We start from the raw sequence: 14994 nt of genomic DNA on the forward strand, positions 1-14994 counted from the left end.
TACAGCTTGTTTAATAGAGTCCATCATAGGTAAAAGGTTCCCATTTTTGAATAGTTTAAACTGTATATTTAATAGATTCGCGGCTATCATGAGGGCTGCCCTTTCAAAGATGGAGATACGTTGGCTATGTGGGATTACCTAAAGGCTTGGTATCAACGGAAGTTTTCCGATCCTGATGCAATTACCTTGGCTTTATTGCTGGTTGTTCTATTCCTGCTAATTGTCTTCTTCGGTCATTTGATCGCCCCTATTTTGGTAGCGGTAGCCTTAGCTTATTTATTGGATTGGCCGATCCAGCGCCTGCAAGCCGCTGGTCTCACCCGTACCTTGGCGGTGGTTATTGTCTTCGTGGTGTTCGTGGCCATCAACGTGTTACTGATTTTCTTCTTGGTGCCGGTTATCTGGCAACAGGGCGTCGCACTGATTACCGAATTGCCACAAATGGTGTTACGTACCCGTGAGTTTTTAGATCGGTTACCTGAGCTATTTCCTGGTTACATCAACGAAAGCTACATCGACCGTGTGGTGGCGAACTTTAATCAACGCGCCATTAATCTTGGTGAAACCATCATTAGCCAGTCGCTCAGTAGTCTGATTGGCATCATGGCGTTGCTGATTTATCTGATCATTGTGCCGCTGCTCATGTTCTTCATGCTGAAAGATAAACGTGAGTTGCTCGGGCATATTAATCGAACCTTACCAAGCAACCGCCGGTTGATCTCACAAGTCAGCGAAGAAATGAACTTACAGATAATGAACTACATTCGCGGTAAAGCGCTTGAGGTTATTATCGTTGGTGGCTTTACCTTTATCTGCTTTACGCTATTCGACTTACGCTATGCTGCCTTGTTGGCAGTGTTGGTTGGCTTGTCTGTGTTGATTCCGTACATCGGAGCGGCGGTGGTGACCATTCCAGTTGCCTTGGTCGCGTTGTTCCAATTTGGCTGGAGTCCGATGTTTGCCTACGTGATGATTGCTTATTTAATTATCCAAGCACTCGATGGCAACGTGCTAGTGCCGCTGTTGTTCTCTGAAGCGGTGAGTTTGAATCCCGTGTATATCATTGCTGCAGTGCTTATTTTCGGTGGATTATGGGGTTTTTGGGGTGTTTTCTTTGCGATTCCACTAGCAAGCCTCGTAAAAGCAGTGCTTACCGCGCTATCGTCGAGTGAGCCTCTGGCTGCTGAATTTACGCACCAGCCAAAGGCTTCAGAGGATTAAATGTTATTCGGCGCTCGCGAGGGCGTCGAGTACAACTTGATGGTGATCTTTAGTTTTGAAGCTATCAAAAACTTCAGCAACTTTACCGTTTTGATCGATTAAGAAACTAATGCGGTGAATACCGTCGAACTCACGGCCCATAAACTTTTTCGGTCCCCACACCCCAAAGGCGTCGGCGACTTGGTGATCTTCATCACTGAGCAAAGTGAAGTTGAGTGCGTCGCGCTCGGTGAATTTGGCCAGTCGTTTTGGAGCGTCCGGGCTGATGCCAACTGTGGTGACGTTGAATTTCGCTAAATCTTCTTGATGGTCACGTAACTGTTGGGCTTGTACGGTACAGCCTGGAGTCATCGCTTTGGGGTAGAAATACACTAATACTTTGCCTTGCTTTAACAAATCAGCAAGTGCCACCGACTGCTCATTAGCGTCTAATAACGTGAACTGTGGCGCGTCGTCGCCAACTTTAAGTGTTTGCATAACTTTCCTCTCGTTTCGTATAGAGTAGAACTGCGATAGTGGTCACTATCTTACCCTTGTGTTTGCTTACGTTCAAAAGTACCATTGTCGCCTTAAAAAAGATCAGGAGCAGCAATGTTAACAGGTAGTATCGTCGCCTTGGTGACGCCTTTTACCGAGCAGGGCAACGTTGATTACACCGCGCTTGCAGAGTTGGTAGACTGGCATGTCGCTGAAGGTACAGACGCCATCGTCGCCATGGGCACCACTGGTGAATCACCAACCATGAGTCATGAAGAGCATGTAATGGTGGTCAGTGCTGTATGTGAACTCGCAGCAGGCCGTATCCATGTGATTGCTGGCAACGGCTCCAATGCCACTGCCGAAGCGGTTCATTTGACCGAACGCATGGCAAATCTACCTTTAGCCGGCTTTTTGAACGTCAACCCATACTACAACAAACCTTCGCAACGTGGTCTCATTGAGCATTATCGTGCCTGTTGCGCCGCCAGTGACTTACCGCAATTACTCTACAATGTGCCAGGACGCACAGGCGCAGATTTGACCCCAGAGCAGGTTGCGGAACTTGCCGAGATTCAACACATTGTTGGCATTAAAGAAGCAACCGGTGACGTTGCTCGGGTAGCGGAGCTGCGTAAGCGCTGTGGCAATGATTTTATTTTACTCAGTGGCGATGACCCTACTGGCTGCGATTTTCTGCTAGCCGGTGGTCAAGGGGTGATTAGTGTCACTGCCAATGTTGTCCCGGGATTGATGAAACAAATGGTGACGGCCGCGTGTCGTGGTGAAACCGAACAAGCACGAGCGTTAGACGCGCAAATGCAAGGCTTACACGAAGCCATGTTTGTGCAAGCGAACCCGATTCCGGTAAAATGGGCACTGGCACAAATGGGTAAAATCGAGGCGAATTATCGTTTACCGATGACAGCGCCGGAACTTCCGCAGCAACAACACATCGAACAAACATTAAAACAAGCTGGTTTAGTAAGCGCGGAGCACGCATGAAAGTATCTTATTTAGCAATTTTGGGGCTCTCGACAGTTGTCTTGAGTGCCTGTAGTTTTACCCCACGCGAGCAAGCAGAGGGTGATTTTGAATACACGAATGTCGAGCTGCGCGAACCTTTGCGCCCGGCAGCAGGCAAGCAACTGCCGACGCCAAGCAATCGCTACGAAGTACCGCAAGTAAATGTGACAGGTGAAGTGGGTAAAGACGTCAACGTTTTGTCACCGGTTTTGGTGCGCGCCACTGCTGCTGGCAGTCGTCCAAGCGAGAACCCCGACGTGACCGCGGTCGATTTCTCTGAGCTCGATGGCATGGAGAATTTGCCGGCGTTCGTTTGGGAGAGTCTTTATGATGAGCTGGCGGAGCGTAATATTGAAGTGCGCGATGAAGCCGCCGAGCAAAGTCTGACGACTGGCTGGATCAGTGAAAACGTGCTGGTAACAGAAGATGAATTAGAAGTGACGGTCGAGCGCCGCTTTAAAGTGAATATGGAAGTTCCCGATCACCGCCGTATTGCGACGTTAAGCGTCGAAATGATCGATAAGAAGCAAAGCGGACCGGGTGCGGGTATGGCACCAGGTGGCGTAAGTGATAGTAATGCCGAAGCAGCATTACTGAACGGCGTTATTAACGAAATTGCGATTCGCCAACAAGAAATTTTTGCCGAAGCTGAAGCCAACGCGGTCGTCAATGTTGAACCAACCTTTAATGCCGATGGTATGCCGGCGTTCCAAGTTGATATCGGCTTTGATGTGGCATGGCCATTGACCGAAGAAGTGCTTGAAGCACTTGGTTTTGAAGTGGATGATTTGAACCAATCGACCGGTATGTACTACGTGAATTACCTGCGTGAAGCTGGCTTTAGCCTCGCGTTCTGGAACAGCCGTAGCGATGGTAAAATCGATTTGCCAGACGGCAATTATCAAATCAACGTCACCGGTGATAACAACACCTCGACGATCACCATCTTCCGTGGTGAAGAGCCGTTAACTGCGGCTGATATTGATCGCATTTATGGTCCTTTTGCGGCGGAGATTCGCCGGCAAAGCGCCCTGTAACTTGTAAACACGCTGGAGACCTTGTTGCTCATGGAAAAACGTACTGAACTTTATCGTGGTAAAGCAAAAACTGTGTATACCACCGATGACCCAGACAAACTTATTTTGCACTTTCGCAATGATACCTCTGCGTTTGACGGCGAAAAGGTTGAGCAGCTTGAGCGCAAGGGGATGGTTAATAATAAGTTCAATAACTTTATCATGGGCAAACTTGAAGCTGCGGGTATCGCTACGCAAATCGTTGACGTGGTCAGCGATACAGAAACCGTGGTCAAGAAGCTGCAAATGATTCCGGTGGAATGCGTGGTGCGTAACTATGCAGCGGGTAGCCTCGTGCGTCGCTTAGGTGTGGAAGAAGGACAAGCGTTAACGCCAGCAACTTTTGAGTTGTTTTTGAAAAACGATGCGTTGCATGACCCGATGATCAACGAGAGTCACGCGGTTACTTTCGGCTGGGCAACTGCAGAGCAGTTGGCCACTATGAAAGCACTGACCTTCGAAATCAACGATGTGCTTAAGCAGTTGTTCGAAGATGCGGGCATGCTATTGGTAGACTTCAAACTTGAGTTTGGTCTCGACAGCGCGGGCAACATAGTGCTGGGCGACGAATTTAGCCCTGACGGTTGTCGTCTGTGGGACAAAGAAACCCGTAAGAAGCTTGATAAAGATCGCTTCCGCCAAGGTTTAGGTGGCGTCGTCGAGGCGTACGAAGAGGTGGCACAACGCTTAGGTGTGCCGCTGTAAGTTATTTTTTATCCCAATCGTCGTCATCTTCATCGTGGGGATGACGCTCTGAATGCCGTTGCTTGAGCGACGGCATTTTCATATTTGCGGTATGGCGCAACAGCATAATGTTGCCAATCACCACACCAAAGACCAGCACTAAGCCTACGATCAGCCAAAAATCCATGTATCGTCTCCATGCGCATCTGCAGCATCGCAGATAGTATCAATATAGCGTGCTTTGAGTTCCGGTAAACAGGCGATGACGTAATCTTTACCTGCAATTTCACTCTGACCGATCACTTCAGCCAGTACCTCAACTGTTAACAACTGGTGGGCGTCGGTGGCTAAGCTTCCATAGCTAAGATGCCATGGCTCGGCGGCAACGCCGCCGCGGTATTGCCGGTAGGGAAAATAAAAGCCAAAGTCAGCGGCGTGCTGAGATAGCCACAGAGCGAGTGAATGGCATGGGCCGCCTTCCTCATACTCAGCTGGGATCAGCTCTAATTGTCGTGTTCCCGCGGCAAAGGGGCGCGGGTCAAAAACATCAAGGTCGGTGCCCCAATGGTGGCGACTGGCGCCGGGTAATGCCGACCAAGTCATGATGGCTTCGATTTTATCGCCCATGGTTAAGGTGTCGGCATCGAGCAGTTGGCCGTGTACATTGTAGAGGGGCGCGGCGCCACTGAATTTGCGATTCCAAATACTTTGTTGACGGGAGAAATTACGAAAACCTGAGGCAATGTCTATCGCTAGCCCTGTTTCTTGCGCGGCCGCAGCCATTGCACGATAGGCGCCGTAGACCGCCGGCTGCAGTCGCACCGTTGGGCGGCAGCATGGGTCGCTCACGACATGGCTGTCAACTTGTCCAGTCAGCTCTGCTACGCTCAGCACAACAATTGCTCCAAGATAGTTTCGTAGATATCCGTAAGTACTAGCAGATCTTCAGCTGCAACGCACTCATTGACCTTATGAATGGTGGCATTGACTGGACCGAGTTCGATAACTTCAGCGCCGGTGGGAGCGATAAACCGACCATCAGAAGTGCCACCAGCCGTCGACAATACTGGGAGCTCCCCGCGATGATGGCGGATCGCCGCTTGCGTCGCGCTTAACAATGGTCCCTCAGCGGTCAAAAAGGGCTGACCATTGAGTTTCCAGTCGATGGCATAGTCGAGTTGATGGGCATCAAGAATGGCGCGCACCCGCTGTTGAAGATCCTCTGCGGTGGTTTCAGTGCTGAAGCGAAAATTAAAGCTGACGTGAAATTCACCTGGGATGACGTTGCCGGCACCTGTACCGGCATGGGCATTCGAAATCTGAAAGCTGGTGGCAGGAAAAAAGGCATTGCCGTGATCCCACTCGGTACTTGCCAAGGTGGCGAGAGCAGGGGCCGCGCGATGCACTGGATTATCAGCAAGGTGTGGATAAGCCACATGGCCTTGCACACCAAACACTTTAAGTTCACCCGAGAGTGAGCCGCGGCGACCGTTTTTGACGACATCTCCTACCTGTTCGGTACTGGAGGGTTCTCCGACAATACACCAGGTGATTTTCTCGTTACGTGCTTCTAAGGTGTCAATGACGCGAGTGGTGCCATTGATAAAGGGGCCTTCTTCGTCGCTGGTCAGCAATAGTGCAATACTGCCCTGTGGTTCGGGGTGGCGCGCGAGAAAGCGTTCTAGCGCAACCACCATTGCTGCTAGGCTACCTTTCATATCGGCCGCGCCACGGCCGTACAACATGCCCTCGTGAAGGGTCGGGGCAAAAGGTGGAAAGCGCCACGCGTGCTCAACGCCTACTGGCACCACGTCGGTGTGTCCGGCAAAACAAAATAACGGGCCGTCGCTACCACGTCGCGCCCACAAGTTGGTGGTGTCTTCGAACACCATGGTTTCCAAACTAAAACCTAGTGCTGCTAAACGCTCGCCGAGCAGTTGCTGACAGCCAGCGTCGTCAGGCGTTACCGACGGTCGCGCAATTAGTTCAGCAGCAAGTGCTAGGGTCGGGTTACTCAGATCCGCTTGGTTCATTGACCGATAACCTGTTGCCACTTGGCTTGATCAAAACCTACCTGCAGCTGTGAACCTTGTTGCAACACTGGGCGTTTCATTAACGTTGGGTGTGCTTGTAACAGCGCAATCGCTTGTGCGTCATCAGCGAGGGCTTGTTCGCTGGCAGACAGTTGACGCCAGGTAGTACTGCGCTTATTGACCAGCTGTTCGCGCGGTATCTGTTCAAGCCAAGTGCTAAGTGTAGCACTCGACAGTGGTTGCTCACGTACATCATGAAAGTCATAATCAACACCGTGCTGCTCGAGAAATTTACGCGCTTTGCGCACAGTGTCGCAATTAGGAATACCAAAAACCGTCAGTTTCATCATTGTTTTTGCTTGTTGTTAATGGGATGGAAGGATTGAGCTAGCATTGTGGCAAAAGCGCGGTGGATTCTCCACAGTTTGTGTGGATAAGTCTGTGAGTTAGCTGCTGTGAACTAACTAAAGCATTGAAAATAATGATAAAAATGAGTTGGTTGAGTTTTAGTCAGGTTGTTCGAAAGCTGATCTGTCAAGTGAATTTTTGCTGACAAGCGGAGAAAATTAAATGGCCCATTCATTGTGGCAGGTTTTACAAAGCGGTCAAAAGTATGCAGCCATTTGGCCGCACCATTCGGTAGTGGCAGCAATGACCGAGACTCGGGTGGTACCGGCAGTAAAATTTGCCGCCAAGTTTATGCCTGCACTGGCGGTGATTAATTTTCTGGTGCAATGGCAATGGCAAGACGGTGCATTGTTACCGCAAGCGATTGTCACTTCATTGTTTTTGTTGTCGCTGCCATTGCAAGGCTGGTATTGGTTAGGGCGACGGGCGTTGAGCCCACTCGATCCGCGGCTCAAGCATTGGTATTTAGAACTGACAAAAAAGCTGAAGATGCAACCACAAGCGAAACCCATTCGCATGGATCTCGCTCGGGTGCTACGGCGGGCGTTAGATGAATTACCGCCTGATGAGCATTAGAGTTTAAACTCACTCCAAATAGGCGCGTGGTCTGACGGCTTTTCGATACCGCGCAACTCATAATCAATGCCACTGTCGACTAACTTATCAGCCAGACTTGCGGTGGCAAGAATTAAGTCAATGCGCAGCCCACGATTGTCATCAAAGCCACGTGAGCGATAATCAAACCAACTAAATTGATCGCTGACCTCTTGATGTTGCAGGCGGTAGGTATCGTGCAAACCCCAGTCGAGCAGGGTATTGAGCCATTCCCGCTCTTCAGGTAGGAAGCTGCACTTGCCAGTGCGTAACCAGCGTTTGGCGTTATCTTCACCGATACCGATATCGCAATCCTGATGGGAAATATTGACATCCCCCATCACCACCACTTGTTGCTCCGGATCCAGCTCACTATGCAAGTAATGCATTAAGTCAGCGTAGAATTTTTCTTTGGCTGGAAACTTCAGCGGATGGTCGCGGCTTTCGCCCTGCGGAAAGTAACCGTTAAGAATGCGCACACGGCTACCGTCAGCTTTTACAAAATCGCCCATGATCATACGGCGTTGCGCATCTTCGCTGTCGGTCGGAAAGCCAAACTGTGGATTCTCGAGCGGCTGTTTGCTTAGCAATGCCACACCGTAATGGCCTTTCTGCCCATGAAAAATCACGTGGTAACCCATGGCTTCTACATCAGCTAGTGGAAATTGCTCGTCGTGCACTTTGGTTTCCTGCAAGCCGATGACGTCTGGCTGATGCTTGTCAATTAAAGCTTGGAGCTGATGCAAACGTGCCCGAATGCCATTAATGTTAAATGAAATAAGCTTCATTTTGCGCGCGTTCCTTTGGTCTTTTTTGTTCATCGATAAGGTGCTAGCAAGCATACCAGAAGGCCGGAAAAGGCGCGACCATAAGGCTGTGTTAGCCAAGGTTTTTCGGTATACTGCCAAGAGCAAATAACAACAAAAAGCGTAAAAAGGGAGAGCAGTATGGCAACCGATTGGTTGCAGATCCGCGCCGGTAAACGCGCGTATCAGCATATTCAGGAGCATGGACTCGACCAAGATGCCATCGACTTGTTGGTCGGCGCTTCCGGTGGGCCTAAATGGTTTGTCTTACAAGGGCTTGATCGTTTTTTGTTCGGCGAGTTTTTTGCCGAACGGCAACGACCGCTAGATTTACTCGGTACTTCGGCGGGTGCTTGGCGTTTTGCCTCATTGGGGCAACGCGATCCCGTAGCTGCCAGTGACTTGTTTGCCAAGCTGTACAGCACGCAAACTTACAGTGCTAAACCCGATGTGCAAGAAATTACCGAAGAAGCCCGTAAGCTACTGCACACCTATATTCCCGATGATGCGGTGCACGATATCCTCAACCAAGACAAGTTCCGCCACCATTGGATAGTGGTGCGCTGTCGTGGGTTGACGGCCGTCGAAGGTAAAAAGCAACTGTTTGGTTTGTTGACGTCAGCACTTGCGAATTCGATGAAGCGCCAGTGGCTGGGCAAATTTTACGAACGGGTGATTTTTCATCATCCCGCATCGCCCGCAACCTTCACTGAACTTTGGCACGACTTGCCGACAAGTCACGCCTTGTTGAGCGAAGAAAACTTTAAGCAAGCACTATTAGCAACCGGCTCAATTCCGTTGGTGCTCGAAGGGGTGCGTGATATTCCTGGTGCACCTGCTGGTATCTATCGTGATGGCGGGGTGACCGACTACCATTTTGACCTCGACTTTAGTGCCATCGATGGTTTGGTGCTGTATCCGCATTTTCATCATGAGGTGATTCCAGGCTGGTTTGATAAGCGCAATAAAAAGCGTCGCACCACAGGGGCGCATTGGCCGAATGTGATTATGTTGACGCCAAGCGCAGAATTTGTCGCGCAATTACCCTACGGCAAAATCCCCGATAGAACCGATTTCGCAGATATCGACGTAGAAGAGCGAATCAAGTATTGGCAGCAAGCTGTGGAACAGGGTCGGTGGATGGCTGATCAGTTAAAAGAATGGATTGCTACTGGTGAAATTCGCAATAAAGTGCAACTCTGGCGTTAAGCGACGCAAGTTCACTTGCTAGAACACGAGGTAAACAAATGAAGTATCGCGGTTATGCAGATTTTTCTCACGCTCAAGCAGACAAAATTGGCGTTTTGGTAACGAATTTAGGCACCCCAGATGCACCCGATACGCCCTCGTTGCGACGTTACTTGAAAGAGTTTTTGTCCGATCCGCGAGTAGTCGAAGTGCCACGTGCACTGTGGTGGTTGATTCTCAATGGCGTGATTTTGCGAATTCGTCCAAAGCGCTCAGCTGAGGCCTATCAAACAGTATGGACCGAGCGTGGCTCGCCTTTGTTATTTCACACAGTCGCACAAGCCGAAAAGCTACAAGTTGCACTGAGTGAGGACTACGGCGACCAAGTTATCGTGCGTTATGCCATGCGCTATGGCTCCCCGAACATGCGTGATGTGATCGACGAAATGCTCCAGCATGGTGTACGTAAGCTGGTGCTGTTGCCCTTGTATCCACAATATTCGGCTGCTACTTCAGGTTCGACTTTTGATGCGCTCGCGCAGGATTTCGTTAAGCGTCGTTGGCTACCAGACTTACGTTTTATCAGTCATTACCACGATGATGCTGGGTATATCGACGCCTGTGCAGCGCAGATCAAAGCGTATTGGCAAACCCACGGGCAAGCTGAGAAGTTGATCTTCTCGTACCATGGCGTGCCCTTGAAGTACTTACAAAAAGGTGACCCCTATCATTGTGAGTGCCATAAAACATCGCGCCTCATTGCTGAAAAACTCGGTTTAAGTAAAGATCAGTATCTGACTACCTTCCAGTCTCGTTTTGGGCGTGAGGAGTGGCTTAAGCCGTATACCGACGAAACGTTGAAATCACTGCCTGGTTTAGGTGTCAAAAACGTACAGGTGTTCTGTCCCGGCTTCAGTGCAGATTGTCTTGAGACCATCGAAGAAATCGGCGAAGAGAATCGTGAGTACTTTATCGAAGCGGGCGGTGAGCACTACGCTTATATTCCTGCGTTGAATGATAACCCCGATCATATTGCCGCATTGACTGCTATAGTGAAACGCGAATTGCAAGGGTGGAGTGTGGTTACCGATCAGCACCATCGCGCCGAGCGCGCTAAACAACGCGAAGCCGTTTATGGCAAATTGAGTAATCCCGATTAAGCACAGGAGCATCGAGTGCAGTGACCGCTGACGTAGGGCAAGGAAGATTAGCTCAGGTCATCTCGCCGCTGCTTACCGAGCATCCCGGTAAGAGTGGCGTGATACCCTTGGTCGATGCGCGTGAAGCATTTGCCGCGCGGGTGTTGTTGGCGCGGCAAGCTGAAGTTCGGCTCGATGTGCAATATTATATTTGGCGCCATGACATTACTGGCACTTTGTTGTTTGAAGAACTGCATGCGGCTGCCGAGCGTGGAGTCAAAGTACGGTTGTTGCTTGATGACCACAACACAGCTGGTCTCGATGCCACGTTGATTGGCTTGCATCAGCATCCTAACATCGAAGTACGGCTGTTTAATCCGTTACGAGTGCGCCGGCCCCGTTTTCTCAATTATTTATTTGATTTTCGTCGGGTCAATCGACGCATGCACAACAAAGCTTTTATCGCAGATGAGCAAGTGGTCATCAGCGGTGGTCGTAATATCGGCGACGAATACTTTGGGGCCACCTCAGATGTGTTATTTGCTGATTTAGATGCGCTGCTGATTGGGTCTGTGGTTGCGCATGTGGTGAGTGATTTTGAGCATTATTGGCAGAGCGACTCGGCGGTGCCACTGGAGCGACTGTTTACCCTTACCAAACCACAAGATTTATCGACGCTACAGGCGATTGCCAAGCGTTATGAGCAAGACCCAAGGGCGCAGGATTACGTGCAAGCTATCGAATCTTTGCCGTTTATCCAGCAACTACAGCAGCAACAAATCGATATTTATTGGGCCGAAACCCAGCTCGTCAGTGACAGCCCTGCGAAAGCGCTCGGTCGTGCTCAACCGCAGCAGCTCGTTACCCATCAATTACAACAAGCGATTGGCGAGCCGCAGTCGCATGTGACGTTGGTATCACCGTACTTTGTTCCCACCAAAGCTGGGGTCGATGAATTGGTAGCGATGGCAAAGCGCGGCGTACAAATTATTGTGCTCACCAACTCGTTGGCGGCAACCGACGTCGCTGTGGTACACGCCGGCTATGCCAAGTGGCGCAAGCGCCTGTTACAGCACGGTATTCAGTTATTTGAATTACAGCGCTTGTCGGCCAAAGCGCGACGGCAACAACGCCGCGAGCGACGCCAGCGTCTGAAAGGTAAAGAGCGCTTTGGTTCGTCGGCATCAAGTCTGCATGCAAAAACTTTTATGGTGGATTTAGCACGCGTCTTTATCGGCTCACTTAACTTTGATCCGCGTTCTGCAGCGATTAATACTGAACTGGGTTTTGTGATGCACAGTCGTGAGCTGGCAGCGCGGCTTGAAACTGCAATCATTACCACCTTGCCGCAATATGCTTACCAGTTGCGTTTAATCAAGAATCGGGTGATTTGGGTGGAACGTTTAGGTAGTAGCAGACGAACTCTGTATTACAGTGAACCTGACGCGAGCATTTGGCGACGACTCGCAGTACGTATTCTTGAGCGCCTACCCATTGAGCGATTGTTGTAGTTATCAGCAAGTAAACCAGAAGGAGACAGTGATGCGATTAACCTTTTTAGGCGGTAGTGAGACGGTTACCGGATCGAAGTATTTGCTTGAAACTGAGACCACTCGGGTACTCATCGACTGCGGACTGTTTCAAGGTTACAAATGGTTGCGGCGCCGCAATTGGGAGCCGGTACCGCTAGGCATTAACGAAGTGGATGCGATAGTACTTACACATGCTCATTTAGACCATTCAGGCTTTGTCCCCGTGCTTTATTCACAGGGCTTTCGTGGTCGCGTCTATGCCCACTATGGCACCGTTGGTTTATGCCAAATCTTATGGCCAGACAGCGGGCGCATCCAAGAAGAGGATGCTAAGTTTTATAAAAAACACCAGCTGAGTAAACATGACAACCCACGTGCATTGTATGACGAAGCGACTGCTGAACAGGCACTTACCTTGTTGCATGGGATTGAATATGACAAGCGCTTTAGTGTCGGTGATATTCACTTTTATTTGCAACCTGCCGGACACATTCTTGGTGCCGCCTCAGTGATTGCCGAACACGATGGTGTGCGGATTGGCTTTAGCGGTGACATAGGGCGCCCCCATGATATTTTGATGCAACCGCCGCGGCCTTTGCCCGAGGTCGATTATTTACTACTTGAGTCAACCTATGGTGATCGGCGGCATAGTGAGGAAGATCCCTGGCAACAACTCGCTGATGTGGTGAATGAGACCGCGGCCAGTGGTGGTGTGCTGATGATCCCAAGTTTTGCCGTTGGTCGCGCGCAACTGCTGCAGCACATGTTGATTACTTTGATGCAAGAGGATCGGATCCCACGTCTGCCAATCTTTCTCGACAGTCCCATGGCCATCAGCGTTTCAGAGATCTACAGTGAACATCACGAGTACCACAGGCTCAGTGCTGCGCAATGTCATGCTGCCGAGCAGGGCATTATCTACACCCACAGCGTCGAAGAGTCGAAGGCTATCGCAAGCCAAGGCGCGCCGCACATCATTATTGCCGGCAGTGGCATGGCAACTGGTGGGCGCATCTTACATCATTTCAAACGTTGGTTAGGCGATCACCGCAGTACAGTGCTGTTCAGCGGGCATCAGGCGGGCGGTACCCGTGGTGCGAAAATGGTGCAGGGCATGGAACGCATCAAGTTGCATGGCCAGTGGTTGCCAGTTAAAGCAAGGGTTCGAGTACTCGATGGCTTGTCTGGGCATGCCGATTATGTCGAGATTGGTGACTGGCTCAAGCAATCAGCATTGCCCGCCGATGCCAAGTTATTTTTGGTTCATGGTGAGCCTGATGCGCTCGAGGCACAAGCCGATTACCTCAAACAAACCACCAGTTACGATGTGAATGTTGCCGGCTATCGGCAAGTGCTGCATTTTGACTAAACCTTGTTGGTTAAGCGACGAAGAGCATCACTACTGCAGTCGTTACGAAGGCTAGCAAGATATTCAGTACCACACCCTCACGGGCCATTTCTTTGACCGTGAGGCGCTCCGACGAGAACACAATCGAGTTTGGCGGCGTCGCAACCGGTAGACAAAACGCTGAGCTACAGGCAATGGTAGCTGGAATCATCAGTACCGCTGGTGGCAAATCAAGCGCCGTCGCTGCTGCCGCCAGAATCGGCATTAATAAGGTTGCCGTGGCAGTGTTGCTGGTCACCTCAGTCAAGAAAGAAACACTGAGCGTCAGTGCTAAAATAAGCAGCCACAAGGGCAGCACACCCAAGCCGGTTAAGGCTTGGCCGATAAGCTCACTCAAGCCACTACTCATAAACCCTTGCGCAAGGGCAATACCACCTGCAAATAACAGCAAAATACCCCATGGAATAGCCACTGCGTCTGACCAGGTTAAGAGGGCTTCGCCGTCTTTGTCGTGAATCACGAACATCAGCATCAAGCCAGCCAAAGCAATGGTCGCATCGCCAATGTAACTTAAACCAGTCAGTGCACTCCAGCCACCCAAAGGCGTGGTGCGCGTGATCCAGAGCAGCACCACCAAACCAAATATCAGTAACACCCGTTTTTCGGCACTGCGCATGGGGCCCGGTGCCGGAATCGTCAGGTTAATATCATTGCGGACATTGCGCGCTAACCACCATGCCATCAAGGGAATTGTGACAATCACAAAGGGCAGTCCAATCGCAAACCATTCGGTAAAACTAAAAGCAGTTCCAGTGGTGGTCTCATAGACCGAGGCGAAGATCAGATTGGGTGGGGTTCCGACCAAGGTTGCGATACCCCCGACTGAAGCCGAGTAGGCGAGGCCCAATAGCAACGCGCGTTGAAAGGTCCGGTCATCACAAGCATCAGCAAGTGCTAATGCGACCGGCAATAACGCGAGTACTGCAGCGGTGTTAGAGATCCACATCGACAGAATCGCTGTAGCAAGCATAAAAGCAAACAGCATGCGCTTGCCGTGACCATTGCCGACCCAATGCACAAGGCCGAGCGCCAAACGGCGGTGTACACCACTAAGTTCAACTGCTTTGGCGAGCATAAATGCCGCCATAAATAACCAAATGATGGGGTTACCTAATGCTGCTGAAACTTCATTGAACGGCGTAATATCTCCAAGCGGTAGCAAAATAAACGGCAGTAATGAGGTCACCGGTAAGGGCAACGCTTCGGTGATCCACCACCATGCGATCCAGACTGTTACCGCTAAGGTCCAGGCTGGCGCATGCGTGAAGCTAAACAAGACTTGACTTGCAAAGTACACCGCGACGGCGATCAGCGGTGCCGCAATAAGTTGCCATTTATGCATAACAAAGGCCTTATGAAGGAAGTAGCAAAAGCCTAGCAAATTATTGTCTTATTTGAAATT

16 protein-coding genes are annotated in these 14994 nt (G+C 50.4%); 9 read left to right on the forward strand and 7 right to left on the reverse strand.

Annotated elements, in window-relative coordinates:
- Positions 1-126 precede the first annotated feature (126 nt).
- A complete protein-coding gene (locus ACJ8W9_RS01575; protein WP_411358175.1) occupies positions 127-1221 on the forward strand; it encodes an AI-2E family transporter in 1095 nt (364 codons plus the stop codon).
- Positions 1222-1224: 3 nt separating this feature from the next.
- On the opposite strand, the gene bcp is transcribed toward ACJ8W9_RS01575, so the two are convergent.
- Positions 1225-1698, reverse strand: a complete 474-nt coding sequence (bcp, locus tag ACJ8W9_RS01580) for a thioredoxin-dependent thiol peroxidase (RefSeq protein WP_411358176.1) — start codon at positions 1696-1698, stop codon at positions 1225-1227.
- A gap of 114 nt (positions 1699-1812) precedes the next feature.
- Here bcp and dapA point away from each other — a divergent pair, with 114 nt between their 5' ends.
- The 3 genes from dapA to purC are packed head-to-tail and all read left to right on the forward strand — an operon-like array spanning position 1813 to position 4505.
- On the forward strand, positions 1813-2703 hold the full coding sequence (gene dapA, locus ACJ8W9_RS01585) for a 4-hydroxy-tetrahydrodipicolinate synthase (protein ID WP_411358177.1): 891 nt from the start codon (positions 1813-1815) through the stop codon (positions 2701-2703).
- The gene (gene bamC, locus ACJ8W9_RS01590; protein ID WP_411358178.1) at positions 2700-3761 is read left to right on the forward strand and encodes an outer membrane protein assembly factor BamC; all 1062 of its coding nucleotides are present in this window, start codon (positions 2700-2702) and stop codon (positions 3759-3761) included. The genes dapA and bamC overlap by 4 nt, the downstream gene beginning before the upstream one ends.
- A gap of 30 nt (positions 3762-3791) precedes the next feature.
- Positions 3792-4505, forward strand: a complete 714-nt coding sequence (gene purC, locus ACJ8W9_RS01595; protein ID WP_411358179.1) for a phosphoribosylaminoimidazolesuccinocarboxamide synthase — start codon at positions 3792-3794, stop codon at positions 4503-4505.
- A gap of 1 nt (position 4506) precedes the next feature.
- Here the strand turns inward: purC and ACJ8W9_RS01600 are convergent, their stop codons facing one another.
- The 4 genes from ACJ8W9_RS01600 to ACJ8W9_RS01615 are packed head-to-tail and all read right to left on the reverse strand — an operon-like array spanning position 4507 to position 6867.
- A complete protein-coding gene (locus ACJ8W9_RS01600; RefSeq protein WP_081909720.1) occupies positions 4507-4671 on the reverse strand; it encodes a DUF2897 family protein in 165 nt (54 codons plus the stop codon).
- Positions 4656-5378 (reverse strand): M15 family metallopeptidase, encoded by a 723-nt coding sequence (locus ACJ8W9_RS01605; RefSeq protein ID WP_411360055.1) that lies wholly within the window; start codon positions 5376-5378, stop codon positions 4656-4658. The genes ACJ8W9_RS01600 and ACJ8W9_RS01605 overlap by 16 nt, the downstream gene beginning before the upstream one ends.
- The gene (gene dapE, locus ACJ8W9_RS01610; RefSeq protein WP_411358181.1) at positions 5372-6517 is read right to left on the reverse strand and encodes a succinyl-diaminopimelate desuccinylase; all 1146 of its coding nucleotides are present in this window, start codon (positions 6515-6517) and stop codon (positions 5372-5374) included. Before dapE ends, ACJ8W9_RS01605 begins: the two co-directional genes overlap by 7 nt.
- Positions 6514-6867: an arsenate reductase gene (locus ACJ8W9_RS01615; RefSeq protein ID WP_411360057.1), complete on the reverse strand. Its 354-nt coding sequence runs from the start codon at positions 6865-6867 to the stop codon at positions 6514-6516. Before ACJ8W9_RS01615 ends, dapE begins: the two co-directional genes overlap by 4 nt.
- Before the next feature lie 220 nt (positions 6868-7087).
- On the opposite strand from ACJ8W9_RS01615, the gene yfbV reads away from it, so the two are divergent.
- Positions 7088-7501, forward strand: a complete 414-nt coding sequence (gene yfbV / locus ACJ8W9_RS01620) for a terminus macrodomain insulation protein YfbV (protein ID WP_411358183.1) — start codon at positions 7088-7090, stop codon at positions 7499-7501.
- Here the strand turns inward: yfbV and xthA are convergent.
- A complete protein-coding gene (gene xthA / locus ACJ8W9_RS01625) occupies positions 7498-8307 on the reverse strand; it encodes an exodeoxyribonuclease III (protein WP_411360059.1) in 810 nt (269 codons plus the stop codon). The genes yfbV and xthA overlap by 4 nt on opposite strands.
- A 159-nt stretch (positions 8308-8466) precedes the next feature.
- Here xthA and ACJ8W9_RS01630 point away from each other — a divergent pair, with 159 nt between their 5' ends.
- The 4 genes from ACJ8W9_RS01630 to ACJ8W9_RS01645 are packed head-to-tail and all read left to right on the forward strand — an operon-like array spanning position 8467 to position 13553.
- Positions 8467-9534, forward strand: a complete 1068-nt coding sequence (locus tag ACJ8W9_RS01630; RefSeq protein ID WP_411358185.1) for an alpha/beta hydrolase — start codon at positions 8467-8469, stop codon at positions 9532-9534.
- A gap of 38 nt (positions 9535-9572) precedes the next feature.
- Positions 9573-10673, forward strand: coding sequence for a ferrochelatase (gene hemH / locus ACJ8W9_RS01635; RefSeq protein ID WP_411358186.1), 1101 nt, complete (start codon positions 9573-9575; stop codon positions 10671-10673).
- 20 nt (positions 10674-10693) lie between these two features.
- Positions 10694-12163, forward strand: a complete 1470-nt coding sequence (locus tag ACJ8W9_RS01640; RefSeq protein WP_411358187.1) for a phospholipase D family protein — start codon at positions 10694-10696, stop codon at positions 12161-12163.
- A gap of 31 nt (positions 12164-12194) precedes the next feature.
- On the forward strand, positions 12195-13553 hold the full coding sequence (locus ACJ8W9_RS01645) for an MBL fold metallo-hydrolase RNA specificity domain-containing protein (protein ID WP_411358188.1): 1359 nt from the start codon (positions 12195-12197) through the stop codon (positions 13551-13553).
- 10 nt (positions 13554-13563) lie between these two features.
- On the opposite strand, the gene ACJ8W9_RS01650 is transcribed toward ACJ8W9_RS01645, so the two are convergent.
- The gene (locus tag ACJ8W9_RS01650) at positions 13564-14934 is read right to left on the reverse strand and encodes an SLC13 family permease (RefSeq protein ID WP_411360064.1); all 1371 of its coding nucleotides are present in this window, start codon (positions 14932-14934) and stop codon (positions 13564-13566) included.
- Positions 14935-14994 lie beyond the last annotated feature (60 nt).

The sequence above is a fragment of the Pseudidiomarina salilacus genome (assembly GCF_047323925.1).
Lineage (GTDB): Bacteria > Pseudomonadota > Gammaproteobacteria > Enterobacterales > Alteromonadaceae > Pseudidiomarina > Pseudidiomarina salilacus.